21 protein-coding genes are annotated in these 19,122 nt (G+C 56.5%); 12 read left to right on the forward strand and 9 right to left on the reverse strand.

Translation table 11 applies throughout. The features are described 5' to 3' along the window. Positions 1 to 71 precede the first annotated feature (71 nt). A complete protein-coding gene (locus AS19_RS11975; protein WP_011589611.1) occupies positions 72 to 1,055 on the reverse strand; it encodes a hypothetical protein in 984 nt (327 codons plus the stop codon). A gap of 399 nt (positions 1,056 to 1,454) precedes the next feature. Beyond that, positions 1,455 to 1,631, reverse strand: coding sequence for a hemin uptake protein HemP (locus AS19_RS11980; protein ID WP_035461766.1), 177 nt, complete (start codon positions 1,629 to 1,631; stop codon positions 1,455 to 1,457). A 280-nt stretch (positions 1,632 to 1,911) separates the two neighbouring features. Between AS19_RS11980 and AS19_RS11985 the strand changes: the two genes are divergently transcribed. The 3 genes from AS19_RS11985 to AS19_RS11995 all read left to right on the forward strand — a co-directional run bounded on the left by AS19_RS11985 (position 1,912) and on the right by AS19_RS11995 (position 3,739). Continuing rightward, the gene (locus AS19_RS11985; protein WP_231483549.1) at positions 1,912 to 2,406 is read left to right on the forward strand and encodes a DUF6231 family protein; all 495 of its coding nucleotides are present in this window, start codon (positions 1,912 to 1,914) and stop codon (positions 2,404 to 2,406) included. A gap of 79 nt (positions 2,407 to 2,485) precedes the next feature. Beyond that, the gene (locus AS19_RS11990) at positions 2,486 to 3,178 is read left to right on the forward strand and encodes a hypothetical protein (protein ID WP_035461763.1); all 693 of its coding nucleotides are present in this window, start codon (positions 2,486 to 2,488) and stop codon (positions 3,176 to 3,178) included. A 138-nt stretch (positions 3,179 to 3,316) separates the two neighbouring features. Next, complete coding sequence (locus tag AS19_RS11995; protein ID WP_231483547.1) at positions 3,317 to 3,739, forward strand: OsmC family protein; 423 nt, start codon at positions 3,317 to 3,319, stop codon at positions 3,737 to 3,739. Between the two features lie 241 nt (positions 3,740 to 3,980). On the opposite strand, the gene AS19_RS12000 is transcribed toward AS19_RS11995, so the two are convergent. The 4 genes from AS19_RS12000 to AS19_RS12015 form a co-directional block, all read right to left on the reverse strand. Further along, positions 3,981 to 4,490 carry a dihydrofolate reductase gene (locus tag AS19_RS12000; RefSeq protein ID WP_035461824.1) on the reverse strand — a complete coding sequence of 170 codons (510 nt, stop codon included), beginning with the start codon at positions 4,488 to 4,490 and terminating at the stop codon, positions 3,981 to 3,983. An 82-nt stretch (positions 4,491 to 4,572) separates the two neighbouring features. Beyond that, on the reverse strand, positions 4,573 to 5,406 hold the full coding sequence (locus AS19_RS12005; RefSeq protein WP_046962126.1) for a thymidylate synthase: 834 nt from the start codon (positions 5,404 to 5,406) through the stop codon (positions 4,573 to 4,575). Beyond that, positions 5,403 to 6,200: a prolipoprotein diacylglyceryl transferase gene (gene lgt, locus AS19_RS12010; RefSeq protein WP_011589619.1), complete on the reverse strand. Its 798-nt coding sequence runs from the start codon at positions 6,198 to 6,200 to the stop codon at positions 5,403 to 5,405. The genes AS19_RS12005 and lgt overlap by 4 nt, the downstream gene beginning before the upstream one ends. 6 nt (positions 6,201 to 6,206) lie before the next feature. Next, positions 6,207 to 7,010 carry a sulfite exporter TauE/SafE family protein gene (locus AS19_RS12015; protein WP_081424072.1) on the reverse strand — a complete coding sequence of 268 codons (804 nt, stop codon included), beginning with the start codon at positions 7,008 to 7,010 and terminating at the stop codon, positions 6,207 to 6,209. Between the two features lie 165 nt (positions 7,011 to 7,175). Between AS19_RS12015 and AS19_RS12020 the strand changes: the two genes are divergently transcribed. Further along, positions 7,176 to 7,949, forward strand: coding sequence for an NRDE family protein (locus tag AS19_RS12020; RefSeq protein WP_011589621.1), 774 nt, complete (start codon positions 7,176 to 7,178; stop codon positions 7,947 to 7,949). A gap of 182 nt (positions 7,950 to 8,131) precedes the next feature. On the opposite strand, the gene ptsP is transcribed toward AS19_RS12020, so the two are convergent. Both ptsP and AS19_RS12030 read right to left on the reverse strand, forming a co-directional pair. Beyond that, complete coding sequence (ptsP, locus tag AS19_RS12025) at positions 8,132 to 10,405, reverse strand: phosphoenolpyruvate--protein phosphotransferase (RefSeq protein ID WP_011589622.1); 2,274 nt, start codon at positions 10,403 to 10,405, stop codon at positions 8,132 to 8,134. Beyond that, the gene (locus AS19_RS12030) at positions 10,398 to 10,931 is read right to left on the reverse strand and encodes an RNA pyrophosphohydrolase (RefSeq protein WP_046962371.1); all 534 of its coding nucleotides are present in this window, start codon (positions 10,929 to 10,931) and stop codon (positions 10,398 to 10,400) included. The genes ptsP and AS19_RS12030 overlap by 8 nt, the downstream gene beginning before the upstream one ends. Positions 10,932 to 11,131: 200 nt before the next feature. Here AS19_RS12030 and AS19_RS12035 point away from each other — a divergent pair, with 200 nt between their 5' ends. Continuing rightward, positions 11,132 to 11,785, forward strand: coding sequence for an HAD family phosphatase (locus tag AS19_RS12035; RefSeq protein WP_011589624.1), 654 nt, complete (start codon positions 11,132 to 11,134; stop codon positions 11,783 to 11,785). Between the two features lie 12 nt (positions 11,786 to 11,797). Next, the gene (locus AS19_RS12040; protein ID WP_046962127.1) at positions 11,798 to 12,769 is read left to right on the forward strand and encodes an imelysin family protein; all 972 of its coding nucleotides are present in this window, start codon (positions 11,798 to 11,800) and stop codon (positions 12,767 to 12,769) included. Positions 12,770 to 13,030: 261 nt separating this feature from the next. On the opposite strand, the gene AS19_RS12045 is transcribed toward AS19_RS12040, so the two are convergent. Beyond that, positions 13,031 to 13,630, reverse strand: coding sequence for an outer membrane beta-barrel protein (locus tag AS19_RS12045; protein WP_011589626.1), 600 nt, complete (start codon positions 13,628 to 13,630; stop codon positions 13,031 to 13,033). A 228-nt stretch (positions 13,631 to 13,858) separates the two neighbouring features. On the opposite strand from AS19_RS12045, the gene AS19_RS12050 reads away from it, so the two are divergent. The 6 genes from AS19_RS12050 (at position 13,859) to AS19_RS12075 (ending at position 19,111) form a co-directional block, all read left to right on the forward strand. Then, positions 13,859 to 16,369, forward strand: coding sequence for a heavy metal translocating P-type ATPase (locus AS19_RS12050; protein ID WP_046962128.1), 2,511 nt, complete (start codon positions 13,859 to 13,861; stop codon positions 16,367 to 16,369). After that, a complete protein-coding gene (locus AS19_RS12055) occupies positions 16,366 to 17,019 on the forward strand; it encodes a class I SAM-dependent methyltransferase (RefSeq protein WP_011589628.1) in 654 nt (217 codons plus the stop codon). Before AS19_RS12050 ends, AS19_RS12055 begins: the two co-directional genes overlap by 4 nt. Further along, on the forward strand, positions 17,016 to 17,375 hold the full coding sequence (locus AS19_RS12060) for a cupredoxin domain-containing protein (protein ID WP_046962129.1): 360 nt from the start codon (positions 17,016 to 17,018) through the stop codon (positions 17,373 to 17,375). Before AS19_RS12055 ends, AS19_RS12060 begins: the two co-directional genes overlap by 4 nt. Before the next feature lie 49 nt (positions 17,376 to 17,424). Next, positions 17,425 to 17,919, forward strand: coding sequence for a DUF411 domain-containing protein (locus tag AS19_RS12065; protein WP_011589630.1), 495 nt, complete (start codon positions 17,425 to 17,427; stop codon positions 17,917 to 17,919). Between the two features lie 149 nt (positions 17,920 to 18,068). Continuing rightward, positions 18,069 to 18,731: a LysE family translocator gene (locus tag AS19_RS12070; protein ID WP_011589631.1), complete on the forward strand. Its 663-nt coding sequence runs from the start codon at positions 18,069 to 18,071 to the stop codon at positions 18,729 to 18,731. After that, positions 18,728 to 19,111 carry a hypothetical protein gene (locus AS19_RS12075; protein ID WP_011589632.1) on the forward strand — a complete coding sequence of 128 codons (384 nt, stop codon included), beginning with the start codon at positions 18,728 to 18,730 and terminating at the stop codon, positions 19,109 to 19,111. The genes AS19_RS12070 and AS19_RS12075 overlap by 4 nt, the downstream gene beginning before the upstream one ends. Positions 19,112 to 19,122: the final 11 nt, after the last annotated feature.

A 19,122-nucleotide genomic window follows, 5' to 3' on the forward strand; every position in this document is an offset into this window, starting at 1 on the left:
AGGGACTATCGCGTCTTTCCAATCCCTCAATCCCTCAATCCCTCAATCCCTCAATCCAGTTGAGCGTGGCATTAACGAATAACGCTGTCTTTCAATAAAGCGCGCCAGCCGCTTTCGTTACTATCGCCGGCGGACAAGGTCCACAACCATTCGCCGCGGGAATCCAGCGCTTCCAGCGCCGTCACTACCTGCCCATCCCCGGGTCTACGCAGCCGCCATAAGCTATCCATTTTCGCCATATCCAGCGACACCAGCGCGCCGTTATGGGCTAAATGACAATGACTACCTTGCCAACGCGGCGACGACCAAGGGGCGGTCATGCACAATCGCACGCCCTGATTACCCACACAAAGAGTGGTTGCCGCATCCCTGCTAGCCGCTTCTGCCAACACTGCCGGCAATGTTTCTGGTCGTACCTGGCAAGCAAAACTGTCGCGCACCGATCGGTACAACACTGCGCGCTGCTGCTGACACCGCTGCAGCAACCCGGCAAAATCATCGTCGTCAGCACTGCGTGCCCAATCACTTTCCAGCTGACTCAACGAGCCCAGATCACGGTTAGCCATGCGCGGTAGCAATGTCGGCAAACTCAGGGTCTGCTGATCGGGATGAAGCATGGCGCACACTAGCTCTTCGAAAGCCAACCCACCGCTGGCCGGCGCCACCGCTATCTGCTGTAACGGCTGACCGTTACGATCAAAGAACACCAAGCTGCGAGCTGGGAGTGCACCGGTAGGTTCCAACACCGCCAGCACCGAATGCCACTGGCCAACCTGCAAACTCTGCCGTAAACGACAGCGCTCACCCACGGATTCCAGCCACCATTCACCAGCAACGTCCGATTGCCCATCCTTGAGTGCGGGATAGTGCATGCTCTGGGAAATTCTCGAGCCACTGGAGAAGGTGGTCACCACCAATGAACCCAACCGATACAACGCCTTGAGAATGGCCAGGGGTTCATCTTGTAAGCGCAAAACTCGATCACCGAGGGCCGCACCGCACTGGCGTAGTAGTGGCGATGTCGCTGGAGCCGAGGGCCACGTCATAACAGACATATTGCCTCCAAAAAATATCGCAGCAAACAACACGCTTTACGCCATAACGCGCCAACAGGATTCAGGTGATTGATTGCCTTTTGGCCGCACCGAACGGTTTGGGTCGACTGCAGCCATGACACTCACACAGATCCTGTGCGCGTTGTGGTCAGCGGCATGTTGCCGTGCCGAAGAACCTTAAATTAGGTGTGGAACGCTGGCTGCGGCTGGCTGATCCACGTCAGGGAGAACGATAAACAAACGCAACATGCGACACACTTTACGCAACACCCAAAAGAAAGCGTTTCCCCCGTGCTAAGCCCAGCTCACACGCTGAAAGGAACTGGCGCGAGAGCAAAGCGTTAAAACGGATAACGCAGCCGCCGTATTATTGGCCTGTTATTGATGTCGCGTGGCGCATCACTTTGTCAAAATCAGTTTATTGTTGGACGTACGACGCAACTGGTAACGCTCACCGGCATGTTCAATCCACAATTTGCCTTGATGGTTGAGCAACAGACTGCTTGCCACCGCACTTTCAGCATTAATGGCGACCTGTCGTGTAGTAGTGGTAACGTTCTTTTTTAGCTGAGACATACTGACCTCCATTTCGTATATGAGAATCATTATCATTATTGATTGGGTGTTCGTCAACGCCTGATTCTCATTTTCTGATCAAGACCTCATTTCAATGGCCAGCAGTGGCATTGCCCCGCCCCACTCCCCGTCTCACCCCTGAGAAACCACAATTCAAAAGACCGTCGGAGCATTCATTGCTGCATTACATCAAAAACCACAAATCGCTACTCAACCCTCTATCGAAAGCCACCGGCAATGGCGTTAAACTGAAGCCATGAATATTGCGACGACACACTCCATGACCGAATCTCCGCAGGAACGCTTGGCCGCTATTCTCGATAGCCACCAGCCCTCCTCCATTTTGACTGTCAGCCTCAATCCCATTCCTGTCGTTGCCCAGTGGTGCGCCGATCACAACTGCACTCTGGTGGAAATTCAGGAACAGAACCCCTTCCCCGCGTTGGGTGACATTGACCGGGTGGATATCGCCATTGTTGCAGACCAGCTGGAATACATGCCCCACCATGACGGCGAAGCACTAATGGGCTTGTTGCGTAACCTGCATACCGATTCCATGGTGGCGGTATACCAACCCACCTTGGCCCCACAAAAACTACGTTGGCCAACCAACGGATTTCTGGCACTAGGCTGCCGGGAGCAGGGGCACTTCGCCGAAGACGGTCGCGAACTGAATATCTACAGCTACGACCTGGACAACTACAATTTCGAGCGCAAGTGGAACAACCCCCGCTTCTGGGCCAACCCGGAAAATTGGGGAAAATACTGGTGGTAACCTTTAGGCCGCGCTGCAGTGTGGAAATGGGCGCGGCGCTGTCGTATGGTTGCGCCGTCGACTGAATTGATGGCTCACCATGATTGGACACCGTTTTCGCGAAATTCTTATTTTCTGGTGGCGGCACCTTGGCCCGCTGTTTCTGGTCACCGCGCCCTTCGCCCTGATTACTGAAGCCACACAGTGGATCTTCGGCCCCTCGTTCGTATTGCCGGACACCGAAGGAGCCGCCCTGCAATTCAGCGGCATCAGCTTGGCGATCATTTTGTTGGTGAGGCCTTTAGCGGAAGGGGCGCTTTATGTGCAGCTCTCTGCTACCAGCAACAGCAAACCCCGTGGGCTGCTAGCCTGTATCGCACCCGCACTGCTGGTTTACCCGCCCCTGCTGCTCACCTACGCACTGCTGGCCATTGGCGTATCGCTGGGCTGGATGGCGCTTTTTTTTCCAGCGGTGTGGGTATATACCCGCCTATGCTATGCACCTCTACTCGTGATCTTGAAACAACAAAGCCCGATCGAAGCATTGCGCCAGTCATTCCAAATGACACAGCCCCAGCAATGGCCGTTGCTGTTAACTCTGGTTCTAGTGTTCTTGACCTATCTGGTAATGAGTAGCGTGGTCGCCAGCGCCATTCTGGGTGTCGTTAGCCATACCACCGCCGCGTCACTACTGGCTGCACTGCCCATTTCGCTGATGAGCGCACTGGTCAATATTGCCGTGTTCCGTTATTGGTCACTGAGCCAACAGAGCGGCCCAAGCCAAGCCGACTAACCGCTTTCGCGACGACCGGCTTTGCCAGAGGCAAAGACATCCGCCCCGAGTCATCATGGCAAGCGCCTATTTTGATGGCATACTCTTCTAGCAGGTGTGCAAAAATCCTGCTAACGAGGCACTAACCGGGGATATTCTGTGCAACAACACACCATGCACCTCAGCTGGACCGCCCACGGCAACCAAGAACATTACCTCTGGCACCTTGCAGACGGCAATGAGGTGCGCGTGGTCGATGGCCACCATGGCCATCAGGAATTCATGGAACCGGAAGAAGCTTTTCTCGCCGCATTGGCCAGCTGTCACCTGCTATCGTTTCTCACTGAAGCCGCCCGTGAAGGGCTGGCGGTGACAAGCTATGATGACGATCCACAGGGCATCCTGGGGCAGAACGATCAGGCAAAAATTTATATGCAGACCATGGTACTGCAACCGCTGGTCACGTTTAGTGGCGAACAACCTAGCATCGCTACGATCCAGGCTTTACACCAGCGCGCCCATGAAAAGTGTTTTATTGCCCAATCGGTGAGAAGCGAAGTACGAATAGAACCGCGAAAATAACGCTAAGCGGCAACGCGAGCTGGCCCAAACGCCACACGATCATCAATGTGTCCGCAGAGGCTTGCGCTGAAAATAGACAAGGCTGAAAGCAAAAGGGCGCCCTTTTGCTGAAACCAGTAGCGACAGGGCTTTCGAGTTTTGAATCATCTAAACAAAGAGGTCACGTCCAGGCTCAGTGCGTAGCCTCTATCGGTTAGGGTAAGGGTCCCCCCCAACCTTTGGACGCGTGTAAACTTTCAACTCATTTGCGTTCGTATACCACAAAGGAATAATCGTAGGGGTTGGGCCCTTCAGCGGGGAAATCTTCACGAGCAATTTCTTCCCATTCGCCCTTGTCGTACTCCGGAAAAAAAGTATCCCCATCGACCTCAGCATGTACCTCAGTGAGGTAGAGCCGCTGGGTCTGCGCCAGCGCCAGCGCGTAGATTTCCGCACCGCCCATGATCACCGCTTCTTCCTGGCCTTCAATGAAGGCCACGTTCTCTGCCATGGTAATGGCGTCATCCACTGTGGCCACCACCTTGGCGCCCTCAGCTTGATACGCTGGCTGGCGGGTAATCACGATATTTGTGCGACCCGGCAGGGGGCCTTTCAGTGATTCCCAAGTCTTGCGGCCCATGATCACCGGCTTGCCGAAGGTTACCTGCTTGAAGTACTTCAAGTCGTTGGGCAAATACCAGGGCAACTTATTATTCCGCCCGATCACATTATTAGTGGCCTTGGCGACCATCATGGAAAGTCGAATGGACATGAACATACCTACGCTTGAACCCACCCCCTAACGCCGGACAAAAGCTCTGTTGCATCGAGCATCCGGCTTCAGGGAGGAGTCGTTAGATTGCCACCGGCGCTTTGATGTGCGCGTCGGGGTCGTAGTTGCTGACGGTGAAATCGTCAAAGGTGAAGGCAAACAGATCCTTCACCGCCGGGTTCAACGTCATTGTCGGCAGCGGGCCAGGCGTACGCGCCAGTTGAGTATCCGCCTGCTCCAGATGGTTGGAGTAGAGATGCGCATCGCCCAAGGTATGCACAAAATCACCCGGCTGCAGATCACACACCTGCGCCATCATCAGCGTCAGCAAGGCATAGGACGCAATATTGAATGGCACGCCAAGAAAAATATCGCCACTGCGTTGATATAGCTGGCAACTAAGTTTGCCGTCCGCCACATAGAACTGGAACAAGCAGTGGCAGGGTGGCAACGCTTGCTTGCCTGCTGCTGCATTGGCATCCGGTGAAATGGACGGATCCGGCAGCACCGCGGGGTTCCAAGCGCTGACCACCAGGCGCCGGGAGTCCGGATTGCGCTTGATCTCTTTCAGCACCTCGGTGATCTGATCAATCACCCCGCCATCCGCCGTTTTCCAACTGCGCCACTGCTCACCATAGACAGGCCCCAGCTCACCCTCCGGTGTCGCCCAGCCATCCCAGATGGACACGCCGTTTTCCTTTAGATAACGGATATTGGTGTCACCAGACAGGAACCACAGTAACTCGTGAATAATCGAGCGCAGATGCAGCTTCTTGGTGGTGAGCATAGGGAAGCCCTGGCTCAGGTCATAGCGCATCTGGTAACCAAACACCGCATAGGTGCCGGTGCCAGTGCGGTCTTCCTTATACGTTCCGTGCTCGCGGACGTGGCGAAGCAGATCAAGGTATTGCTTCATGCCTTCACTCCTCGCTCATCGTTTCGATATGCCCACACCAACACAGCGATACCGAGCACAACCATCGGGATGCTCAACAGCATGCCCATGGTCAACCAGCCGCCGGTGAGATAACCAATATGGGCATCCGGCTCACGGAAGAACTCCACAAAGGTCCGCGCGCAGCCATAACCGATGCTAAACAAGGCCGTCACCGCGCCCGCCGGTCGCGGCTTGACCGAGTACACCCATAGCACCAGAAACAGCACCACACCTTCCAACACCATCTCATAAAGCTGGGAGGGATGACGCGCAATCTGCAATGGGTCGGTGGGAAACACCATGGCCCAAGACACGTCACTGGCACGGCCCCACAACTCCGCATTCATGAAATTACCAAAGCGCCCGGTCGCCAAGCCAATCGGCACCATAGGCACCATAAAATCTGCTACCCGTAAGTAGCGCTTGCCTGTTTTACGAGCAAACAGCCAGAAAGCCACTAACACGCCAATCGCGCCGCCGTGGAAACTCATGCCCCCGGTCCACACCTGGAACAGCCACAGCGGATCTTGCAGGAATTTATCAAAGTTGTAGAAGAACACGTAACCCAAACGGCCACCAATGATGACACCCAGGGCCCCATAAAACACCAAATCGCCCACCTGGTCTTTGGTCCAGCCAGAGCCAGGCTGTTTGGCCCGGTACACACCCAACAGCCAGGCAGCGGCAAAGCCAAACATATACATCAGGCCATACCAGTGCACTTTCAGGGGGCCAATGGCGAACGCCACCGGATCGATATGCGGGAATTCCATAGGTTGTTATCCAAAAGCCAGTTTGAGGCCAAGCACAAAAAGCACCAGAGCGAAAACCTTCTTCAAGGTAGCGGACGGCAGCCGATGGCTGAGCCGCGCACTCAGGCGCGCAAACGGGAAACTGGTGAGCACTATACCGACTGAGGCAGGCAAAAACACATAGCCTAAGGCCCCCTCTGGCAAATGCTGCTCATTCCAGCCGGCCACCGCAAACCCCAGCGTGCCGGCAACGGCAATGGGCAGGCCACAGGCGGAGGAAATCGCTACCGCTTCCTGCATTTTCAACCGACACCAACTCAAGAACGGCACCGTCAACGAACCACCGCCGATACCAAAAATCGACGACCCTGTGCCGATGAGCACTCCCGCCAGTGCCAACCCAGGGGTACCAGGCACCCGTTGCGGCAAGCTTTCATCTAGCGCCTTGCGGCCCACCAGCAACATCTGCACAGCAATCAACATGGCAAACAGACCAAACAAACGGGTCAACAGTTCCCCTTTCATCGCATCGGCGATGAACGCCCCAGCAAAAGCACCCAACACAATGCCCACCCCCAAGCGCACCGCCACAGGCCAGCGCACAAACCCGGCCTTGTGATGGGCGCGTACCGCACTGATGGAGGTAACGATGATGGTACTGAGGGATGTGGCCACCGCCATCTTGGCAACCAGATCATCAGGAAAGCCCAGGCCACGAAACAGAAAAATTAGCGCAGGCACGATAACCACACCACCCCCCAAGCCTAGCGCTCCAGCCAACAGGCCTGCGCCCACACCCACGCCCAAACAAATCAAAAACAGTTCCAGCACAGCCACTCCAACACAACTCGGGGTAAGGCAGGTATGCTAGCACGGCTCAACACCTTGCGCCGGGGCTCATTGACGGACACTGAAAGCCCCTGGGCCTCAGCGCTGGAGCGGTTTTATAGCGGCGAGGATAACGGCAGGTGAGCGAAACAAAGAAAGGAAAAATCAATGTGCATTGTACTGTTTGACTGGCAACCAGGCTCTGCCACGCCCCTTAGAGTGGCGGCGAATCGGGATGAGTTTCACGCGCGACCCGCAGAACCTGCCCGCTGGCGTGACGGTATTTTTTGTGGCCTAGACCTAACTGCCGGGGGCACGTGGCTGGGGATTCACCGTAACGGCCGCTTCGCGGGGGTTACCAACTATCGCGAACCCATCACCGACCGCCAACCCGGCGAACGGTCCCGCGGGCTATTACCCTTCGCGTTCCTAAAAGGGGAACAGACGCCAGAACAGTTCAGCCATCACCTCGCCAAGGAACAACATCACTACGGTGCCTTCAATCTTTTGGTGGGCACAGTTAACGCGGACCCTGAACAGGATAGCCTCTGGTATTTAGGCAACCGAGGCGCAACACCAAGGGCGGTCCGCCCCGGCATTCATGGCCTCAGCAACGGCCTGCTGGACGACCCCTGGCCCAAAGTAGAGCGAGCCAAACAGAATCTGGCCGCCGCCGTTACTGCCGGTGGGAACCTACAACAGCTCCTGCAGGTGGTTGACGACCGCTATCAACCCAACGACAGCGAGCTGCCAGACACCGGTGTCGGCATCGACCTTGAAAGGCTGATCGCCCCCATTTTTATCCAGTCAGAAACCTACGGCACCCGCGCCAGTAGCGCCGTGATTTTGGACCGAAAACAAGGGCCGCAAATGCTGGAACAGCGGTGGCAACCGGACGGTAACGCGGCCGGCAATCCAAGCCAGAGTTTCACCAAGCGATAGCACGCTCTCAAGACGCTCCTTGCACGATCAACCTTTGCGGATGGTTCGTAATCAACCCATTCGAGGCACAACGCGATGTTAAAGGAGCGTGCCCATCTATCGATAAAGCGCAACGAGAGGTGCCGGTCAAGACGCTCTCTCGATTAGTTTTATTTAATTGGTCGATATGCATAGCGTTCGCATCAGGCCAGCACCTTTCGATTTCGCAACAGCTCGCCAAGACCAGCCTTGGTGAGCTGTAGATCCACGTAAGAACCGATTACTTCACCGTTATCCATGGCCAGCACTTCATTGAGAAGGCGGCGAACAAAGCTGATATCCACTTGCCGAATAGCGGCTTTTACCTTCAACAGGTTGGACGCATTCATGGACAGCACATCCACCCCCATGGCCATTAACAGCAGGGCGGCGCTAGGCTCCCCTGCCATCTCACCACAAACTGACACGGGAGTGTGTTCTTCTCGAGCCTGCTCTACCACATGCATCAATGCATGCAGGACCGCCGGGTGATAGGAATTATAGAGTGATGCCACCTGCCGGTTGTTGCGGTCCACCGCCAACAGGTATTGGGTCAGGTCATTGGTGCCAACGGACAAAAAATCCACCCGTTGGGCCAGCGCCCGAGCCTGGTACACCGAGGCCGGCACTTCGATCATCACACCCACCGGCGGCATGGATACATCCAACCCCTCGTCACGAACCTCAAGCCAAGCACGATGGATCAGGTGTTGCGCTTCTTCCGCTTCAATCACGCTGGTAATCATGGGCAGCATAATGCGCAGATTGTCCAGGCCTTCACTGGCTTTGATCATGGCACGCACCTGCACCATGAAAATTTCCGGATGATCTAGGGTGACACGGATGCCGCGCCAGCCCAGAAAAGGGTTTTCATCCTCTATAGGGAAATAACTCAGCGACTTATCGCCCCCGATATCCAGGGTGCGCATGGTCACCGAGTGCGGAGCAAATGCCGCCAGCTGCTCGCGATAAATCACTCGTTGCTCTTCTTCCGACGGAAACCGGTCACGAACCATAAATGGAATTTCCGTCCGGTACAGGCCCACCCCTTCCGCGCCCCGTTCCAGTGACCGGTTGATATCGGTCATCAACCCAGTATTCACTTGCAACGTGATGCGCGTACCGTCCAAGGTTTGCGCTGGCTCGTCACGCAGCTTTTCTAAACCCGCCTGGAGGCTCTCTTCCTCTGCGATAATTTCCTGGAACTGCTGTTTAAGCTCCGCCGAGGCATTGGCCACCACCCGCCCTCGAAAACCATCAACGATGATTTCCTTATCATCCATTTTTTTCAGCGGCAAATTCTGCGCACCCACCACCGTGGGAATGCCCATAGCTCTCGCAACAATGGCCATATGCGAATTGCGCGAGCCACGGGTAGTAACAATCCCGCGCACCCGTTCACGGGGCACTTCCATCAACATGGGAGCGGAAATATCTTCACCGAGCAGAATGCATTCATCTGGAAAAATAATATGGCGGCGAGTTTGGCTTTGCAGCTGAGCCAGCACTCGGCGGCCCAAATCACGCACGTCTGCAGCTCGCTCACGCAGGTACGGATCGTCCATCATTTCGAAATTATGCACGTGGACATCGATCACTGTACGTAACGCACCCTGGGCCCACTGCCCTTCACGAATGGCCGCAATAACTTCCGCGGGCAAAGCATGACGGTCCAGCATGCGCAGGTACACATCAAACAGCGCCTGCTCTTCAGCCCCCAGAGATCGGGAAGCCCGCTCGGCCAAATCACGAATTTCCTGACGCACCCGTACCAGGGCATCGTCCAAGCGGGAAATTTCTTCGCTCACATCCTCAACGTCTCGGTCCGGCACCGACGCCAAATCCGCCTCGGGAAACAACAGAACGCCGTAACCAATAGCCGCGCCAGGGCACCCCGGCAGCCCGTCGTAAAAACTAGGAAGATCCGCGCCGCCACCCAGCTGGTCAAATAGCACACCCGAGGCATGGGCATGAGCAATCACCGCTGATAATTGGGCAGAAATAGTCACCAGGAAGGCTTCTTCACTCTGGTCAAAGCGGCGCACATCGCGCTGCTGAACCACCATGATCCCCAGCACCTTGCCATGGTGCATCACCGGCACGCCCAGGAAAGCGTGGAACGCATCTTCCCCGGTTCCCGCCAGGTAATGAAATTTGGGGTGGGTAAAGGCATCTTCCAGGTTGATGGGCTCTTCACGCAAACCAACCTGCCCCACTAGGCCCTCCGACAAGCCCAAGCTCACCTTACCCACTGCCTCGCGCTTCAACCCTTCCGAGGCCATCAGCATATAGCGCTGCTCTTCCTCATCACGCAGGTAGATTGAACACACTTCTGTACCCATGGCATCGCGTACCCGCTTGGCCATCAAGTCCAGCGCGCTGGGGATATCCGCCGCGTTGTTCACTTCCTGAACAATACGTCGAAGAGTATCAAGCATCGGGTGAGTCTCCAGGCACAGTCTGATTAGTATGAGGAGTACGCTTTCCTTTCTTCAGAGCCGGCGCTAATTCCCGCAACGCTCGGGCATAGACCCCACGTTTGAAATGCACCACCTTCTGTATCGGGTACCAGTAGTTTACCCAGCGCCAGTCCTTAAACTCCGGACTATTACTGGTAAACAGGTCAATCGCTTCTTCTCCCGCTGTCAGCTGCAGTAAAAACCATTTCTGGCGTTGACCGATGCAATGGGGGCGGTTACGAGGCCGGCGCAAAAAGCGACGTGGCAACCGGTAGGTCAGCCAACCTTCGGTACTGGCGACGATATGCACATGCTCAGGAAGCAGACCCACCTCTTCTTCCAGTTCACGAAACAGTGTTTCTTCCGGGGTTTCCCCCGGCATCATGCCGCCTTGCGGAAATTGCCAGGCATCGCGGTTGCCAACCCGGCGACCCCAGAACACCCGACCATCTTGGCCAGCAATAATAATTCCGACATTCAGCCGAAATCCTTTGTCATCAATAATGCCTGTCATCTTGTCCCTTCGAGCCTCGCGCAATCGTGGACTCTGGCTCCTTATCAGCCCATTAAACCTTGCCGGGCAACCTGCGATCAATGCACAACCCTGCAACAAACACACCAAACCAAATGTAGAGCGTGATGAATCCACCGGTATGACTTGTCATCTGCTTCGCATAAAATGAGCTCTTCACGTAAGGAGAGGCCATGACACTCGCGATTTTCGACCTGGACAACACCCTGATTGGCTGCGATTCCGACCACCTGTGGGGAGACTGGCTGGTAGAGAAAGGCATTGTTGACGCCCAGCTTTATAAAGAAACCAACGACCAATTTTACGTGGACTACCAGCATGGCCGCTTGGACATCATGGCCTACCTGCGTTTTTCTCTGAACGTGCTGGCCGATAACGATATGGCCCAACTGCATTTCTGGCGTGAACAGTTTTTGGCAGAAAAGCTGGACAGCATGTGGCTGCCCAAGGCCGAAACCCTGCTGCAGAAACACCGCGACCAAGGCCATACCCTAATGATCATCACCGCTACCAACGACTTCGTCACGGCCCCACTGGCAGAGCGCCTTGGCGTAGACCACTTGATTGCCACCGTGGCAGAGTGTCGCCGCGAGCGCTATACCGGAAGCGTAGCCGGCACTCCCAGCTACCGCGAAGGTAAAGTTGAGCGGCTCGCCGAGTGGCTAAAAGCCAACGATGAAACGCTGGAAGATAGCTGGTTCTACAGCGATTCCCACAACGACCTGCCACTGCTACGTAAAGTAGACAACCCGGTAGCCGTGGACCCAGACAGCACTCTTGAGCGTGAGGCTCGGGAACAGGGCTGGCCCATTATCAGCCTGCGTTAATCCGGATTGCTTATGCGTTTTCTATTGATGGCTTTGCTAACCAGCCTGCTATTGGCCTGTGACAGCAGTATCGATGAACACGCTGACACAACACCCGGGCCGACCAGCGCCACCGACCTAGTAGAGATTCCTGCCGCACAGTGGCAACAAAGGGCCGATGAACGCTTTACTACCGCCGCCACAGAATGGCAGCAGGCGTTGGCTCAGTTTGAGCGAATCCCTGATCAACAACACCTGGCCGCTCTGCGCCAAGCGCTGTCCCATTGGTATCAGCGCTTTACCAGCCAATACTTATTACTAGCCAGCCGCGCCTGCCATCAAGACGGACGTGCCCGTCACCAAGTCAACCTCACTCAGCTGGACAGCTGGCCACTGTACCCTGGCTACTTGGACGTCTTACCTCAATGGCCGGAGTCTGGCTTAATCAGCGACCCAAGCCTAGAGCTGACCCGCCAGAGCCTGCGGCGCCAGCACGGCGCCACCGATCCAGCGGAAGCCAGCCTCGGTTTTGCCGCCATGGCAGTGGTACTCAACGGCACTGCCGAGGCTCCCAAAGCGCTGGATTCCTTCATCGGCCAAAAGGGCGCGCCGGCTCGGCGCCGCCAATATCTGAAGCTCGCCGGTGAGCAATTGGTGGCCGACCACCAGCAGCTATCGTTGAATCGGCCGCTGAATCAGCTAGCGCTGCAATGCGGCCTGACAGGAGTCCTGGCTCACTGGCAGCCATTGAGCAACTCAACCGATGAACAAGAAAGCGGGCTACTAATTCCCGAACTTAGCGCTGCCCTCAATAGCACCAACCTGCTTGCGGGCGTGCAGACCATGGACCCCGACACATTGGCCCGCTGGGATCAGATCAACCCGGGCATTGCCGATGCTATCAAGCACAGCGAAGAAAAGGGCTGGGCTCCGATCCAAGCCTGGCTCAGCACAGTGAGTTTCACCCGCCCGCTACCTGACACAAGCAAAAGTAGGTCGAGTTAATCTCAAAGGAATAATGCGACGTCCAGCACCAAGATAGCCCCCGGCTTACGGCCTTAGACGCCAGTGCCTTCGGCTAAAATCGGCCCACGAAACTGAAAGCCCGCAAACCACAAAAGAAGAGGGGCGCGCGGGCACAACGCCAAATCAAGCCAAGGCTTTTATCCGTGCTGTAGCTTGCAACTTGTCGCTAATCCACCACAAAAAAGCCCCACCGACGTCTCACGCGGCGGGGCTTTTTGCATCCAAGCCAAACAATCGACCTTAAAAGTTATAGCGACCGAAGACGCCGTAGGTATCACGATCACCACCAACAATGACTCGTGCACCCAAATCCACCGCCTGGCTCACCTTGAACAGACCCTGGCCATAAACACCCAAGTCATCATCATAGAGGTCCTGATAGGCCAAACCCGCGGACAACTCCAACTTCTCGGTAGTGGCATGACGCACACCACCACGCAGCTCGAAACCTATTTCGTCATCGGAGCGGCCCGGATCATAATCACGGTCATCGTAAATAATATCGGCGCTACCAACGAAATCCAGACCACGCTGCAGCGGTGTATGGAAACCGACACCACCGGACAAACGGGTACCGTCGAGATCGCCATTGTGGCCGTAATCACCATCGAAGAAGCCTAAAGCACCACGCAGAAACAGATGCTCATCCAACGCAAAAGAACCTTCAGCACTCAGTGCATCCACGTCCACATCGTTATCCAGGTCCCAACGGTCATAAGCCAATTGCCCGTAGCTGTAGGAGAAACCGTTATCGCGAACAGCGGTAGTTTGTTGCGCAGCCATGACGGGGCCAGAAACGGCAAGAGCAAGACCTGACATAAGCAGTGTTTTCTTAAACATAAATCGTCCTCACTGATATCAAAAAGTTCAGCATCACAAGATGGGGCACACTATGTGCTCTTATTGAGCGATCTGCATGGTTATGGTTCCACTTTTATGACGTTTTTATAAAAATTTTCAATGCAACCAGCAATTTGTAGCATGCGGTTGACCTTGGGGTTACCCACAGGTGTCACAATAATAACCTGACACGACACCCAGGGATTCAACCGCTTCACAGGAGCCTCCATGTCGACGCAAGCGCGCACCCAAACTCTGCCCATTCGCGGCGCGACCTGCAAAGGATGCAGCCGCACCATCACCGCTGCACTGGAAGCACTCACCGGCGTGGAGCGTGTGACGGTGGATTTGGAGTCCCAGCAGGTGTCCGTCACCGGCACCGCCTCGCACAGTGCGCTTCAAGAGGCGCTGGTACAAGCCGGCTACGGCGTAAACCCGGATGATGCTCACCATGAACACAATAATCCCGCCGACCATGACAACACCGCCAGTAAACCGATCGCCCAGGAGCCGCAATCAATACAGCTAAATATCAGCGGCGCCACTTGCGCGTCCTGCGTGCGCACCATCGAAAGCGCCCTGCGTGACACACCCGGGGTCGACAGTGCGGATATGAATTTTGCCGACCGCACCGCTCAGGTGAGCGGCTCCGCCAGCACCGCCTCCCTCATTAAAGCGGTAGAAGACGCGGGTTATGGTGCCAGCGAAGCCCGCGAGGAGGATAACGGAGAGCAGGAAGCCAAAGAGCGGGCACATTACCACCAGTTGCTGCGGCACATGGGGCTAGGGCTTGGGCTGGGCGTGCCACTAATGGCCTGGGGCCTGCTCGGTGGTGACATGATGGTTCGCCCCGGTGAAACCAGCCAATGGGTATGGCTGGGTATCGGTGTTGCCACCCTCGCGGTGCTGGCCACCGCCGGCCGACACTTTTTCGTCGGCGCCTGGAAAGCCTTTCGCAACCATAACGCCAACATGGACACCCTGATCGCACTGGGCACCGGTGCCGCCTGGCTGTATTCCATGGTGGTGGTATTACTGCCCGGCGCCCTGCCGGAAGCCGCCCGCCATGTGTATTTTGAGGCCAGCGCCATGATTATCGGCCTCATCAATCTTGGCCAGGCACTGGAAGTTCGCGCCCGCGGCAAGACCAGCGCCGCGGTAAAACGGTTGCTGGATTTGGGCGCCAAAACTGCACGGGTCATCCGCGATGGCGAGGAACAGGATATCCCGGTGGAGCAAGTTCAGGCCGGCGATCAATTGCGGGTTCGCCCTGGCGAAAAAATTGCTGTGGACGGCACCGTGGAAGAAGGCGAAAGCCGCATTGATGAATCCATGCTCACCGGTGAACCCATGCCGGTGAATAAAGCCCCTGGCGATAAGGTCAGCGCCGGCACACTCAACGAAGCCGGCACGCTACTTTATACCGCCACCGCCGTCGGCAAAGACACCGCCCTTTCACACATCGTCGCACTGGTAAAAAAAGCCCAAGGCAGCAAGCCACCCATCGGGCGACTTGCCGATCAGGTGTCGGCCATTTTTGTCCCGACCATTATGCTGATTGCCATCGCGGCGGCACTGGTGTGGTTCAACGTGGGCCCGGAACCGCGGCTAACCCATATGCTGATCAGCGCCACCACTGTATTGATTATCGCCTGCCCCTGCGCACTGGGCCTAGCCACGCCCATGTCGGTGATGGTGGGCGTCGGCAAGGCCGCCGAATACGGCATTCTGATTCGCCAGGGCGAAGCGCTACAAACTAGCAGCCAGCTGGACACCGTTGTCCTCGACAAAACCGGCACCATCACCGAAGGCAAACCTGCCGTCACTGATATCGTCTGCAATGAGGGCCAGCAAGAAGACACCGTGCTAACCCTTGCCGCCAGCGTGGAAAGCGGGTCGGAGCACCCGCTGGCCACGGCGATTCTCAACGAGAGCAAGCAGCGAGAGCTATCACTGGATAGCGCCAGTGAATTCCAGGCTTTAAACGGCAAGGGGGTTACCGCCACCATCCAGGGCAAAACCTATCGACTAGGAAACCGCCGCTGGCTAGAAAGCGAAGGGGTAAACATCAACCTCGATAGCACCTCTCTCACCGACAAGGGCGTCACGCCGCTGTTTTTGTCTGAAGCGAACACCCTGCTCGGCATCATCGGCGTCGCGGATCGTATCAAGGACGATTCCAAAGCCGCCATCGCCCGCCTGAAAGATCAGGGATTAAAGGTCATCATGATTACCGGCGACATTGCCGCCAGCGCCAACGCCATTGCCGAACAAGCCGGGGTGGATGAAGTGATGGCTGAAGTGCTACCGGAAGACAAGGCGAAAAAAATCCAGGCATTGCAGAGTGAAGGGCGCACCGTGGCCATGGTCGGTGATGGCATCAACGACGCCCCCGCTCTCGCCCAGGCCGATGTGGGCTTTGCTATTGGCACCGGCACCGACGTAGCCATCGAATCCGCGGCCATCACCTTGATGGGAGGCTCGCTACACGGCGTTCCCGATGCCATGGCGATTTCTTCTGCCACAGTCCGCAACATTAAACAAAATCTGTTTGGTGCCTTTGTGTATAACAGCCTGGGCGTACCAGTGGCCGCCGGCATCCTCTATCCACTCACGGGCAATCTGCTTAGCCCTGTGATCGCCGGGGCCGCGATGTCGCTCAGCTCGGTTACCGTCGTCACCAACGCCAACCGATTGCGGTTTTTCAAACCCAAACACCATCAGGGAACAAGCGCATGAGCCCGGAGCAACTTGCCGCACAACTGCGCCACCCTAACGGTGAAGATGGCAACAAAGTCGCAGACAATATGGATGTGCGAAACCGCCCTGTGATTCTCGCCGCCTACCAGGCGTTGGCCCCTGCTAACGGCGACCGGATTCTGGAAGTCGGGCCGGGAAGCGCAGGCCATCTCCCTCGCTTATTAGCGCAGGCTAACAACCTGCACTACACCGGATTAGATGCCTCTCGGGATATGGTCTTGCGTGCCCGCGAACGTTACCTAGGCGAAACTCGCGCTGCCTTCATCCACGGCGAACTGACGCAAGCACCACTTGCTCCTGCCAGTATGGACCGCATCGTTGCCATAAATGTGGTCTATTTCTGGCAGCCACTGCTCCCTGCTCTGCAAGTGCTGAATTTGTTATTACGCCCCGGCGGCACTCTGGTGCTGGGCTTTCGCGATCACAACAGCATGGCCAGCTTGGCGGTGTTCAAACACGGTTTTTCCACCTATCACGGCCCCGAGTTACAGCAGGCCCTAGAACAAGCCCACTTTACCAACACCCCGCTGCACACCTTCGCCGAAGACAGCGTCGATGTGCTCGGCGAGACCATGCACAAACAGTCGGTAATACTCACCGCTCGCAAACCCCAGGAGGCGACACCATGAGTCTTCTCGTCAATCTTGTCGGCCTGATTTTGATGGCCCTGGTGGTCTGGTGGTTCTGGCTATCGCACCGTAAAAGCTCCGCGCAAGCCACCACGCAAGAAGCCACCATTATCGTCGAAGACGGGGTCTACACCCCAGCATCCATTCGCGCTAAAAGCGGGCAGTCTCTGACACTGCATTTCGATCGGCGCGACCCCTCTCCCTGTGCCGAACAGGTGATCTTTCAGGGGCTCGATACCAGTGCATTTCTGGAAACCGGAAAAACCACCACCCTAACGCTGGATAACGTGCCCGCCGGGGAGCACCGCTTCACCTGCCAAATGCAGATGTATCAGGGCACACTGATCGTCGAATAATCGCGGCCAATCCCCCCAACAGGGGGATGCATTAACAACGAAGGAAACGATGATGAAATACTTGCTCACACTCTTCACCGCTCTATTGCTGGCCGCCTGCGGCGATAACACCCCACCCAAGCCCGACGTGGCACAGGAACAAACGCCCGCCACCGCAGCCAATGCCACCAAAACATTGGAAGTGTATAAGTCCCCCACCTGCGGCTGCTGCGGTGCCTGGGTAGAACACATGGAAGCGAACGGTTACACGGTGAATGTCCACGAGCAGCAAAACCTGCAATCCATAAAAGAAAAAGCGGGCATCCTGCCCGGCACCGGCTCCTGCCATACGGCTTTTATCGACGGCTACGCCATTGAAGGGCATGTGCCCGCCAGCGACGTGGATCGCTTGCTGAAAGAGCGTCCCGAAGGCAAAGGCCTCACCGTGCCCGGCATGCCCGTAGGCTCACCCGGAATGGAAATGGGCGACCGCAAAGACGCCTATGATGTGCTGCTGTTCGATGAAAACGGCGCCCAAGTGTTTAGCCACCACCCGGGGAATTGAGCAAAACCGCCAAGCTGCAAGCGACAATATGGGCACGGCAACATCCTCACTAGCCAACGCCTCGCGTGCCTTTTCGCTTGCAGTCTGTAACCCTTCAACCTGTCATAGCAACACGTTACAGTGCCCGCTTTCCCCTAACGAGATTCTCCATGCTCTCTTTGCACGACTGGCTTTTGCTGGCTAGCGTTTGCGCCCTTGGCGCCATAACCCCGGGCATTAGCCTGGCCGTGATCACTCGCCACACCCTGTTGGGCGGCCATAAAGCAGGCGTCACTGCAGCCATTGCCCATGCCATTGGCGTGGGTTTCTGGGCCACCGCCACCGTCACCGGCTTAGCCGTGCTGTTTCACCGTTACCCCAAACTAGAATTGCTGTTCAGCCTCACCGGCGCGCTGTTTCTGCTGTGGATGGCATGGAAAAGCTGGCAAGCGGGCCGCGCTCCCCTTAATAGCACTCCCTTAGATACCAACGTGGAGGCCCACCATGGCGCCGCCCGCGATGGTTTTCTTGTGGCCTTCCTTAACCCCAAAGTCGCGTTGTTTTTTCTCGCGCTGTTCAGCCAGTTTCTGCAAGCCGACATGGGCCAACTGGCCCGCGCACAGATGGTGCTTACTGCCATCTTCATCGATGGTGGCTGGTATGTGCTGGTGGCTATCCTGCTGGGACGCAGCCGTCTTTTGCCCTGGTTACGAGCGCATCACCACTGGGTGGAACGCGCCACCGCAATACTGCTGGTGATCATTGCCGCCAGTGTGGTCGTCAACAGCCTGCTTGACCTTGGGGTGGCCCCAAGGTTAATAATGCCGGCATGACCAGTGTGCGCCAACAACAACGTCGGGCAGCCATTGCCTCCTTGCTCGCCATCATTCTGATGGCCGTGAGCACCTTGTTGTCCGCCAACACCATGACCATGCCGCTGGGCACGGACAGCGCCATGACGTCTACCGCCACAACACCTTGCCACCAGGGGGCCGAACCCCAGGAAAGCGAACACCACATGGCGCCGATGCAAGACTGCGCAGGCGGCGATAGCTGCCAGTGCATTACCCTCTGCCAAATCACCGCCGCTAGCGATACGCTGTTTCATAGCGACACCTTTCTCTCTACACCCCCGGCCACAGCAACGCTGATCAGTGCGATTCACGCGGGCATCCACCGGTTGCCGTTACGCCCACCCTCCCTGTTCATTTGAGCTGACCTCTT

Source organism: Alcanivorax sp. NBRC 101098 (assembly GCF_001010505.1).
Taxonomy (GTDB): domain Bacteria; phylum Pseudomonadota; class Gammaproteobacteria; order Pseudomonadales; family Alcanivoracaceae; genus Alcanivorax; species Alcanivorax borkumensis.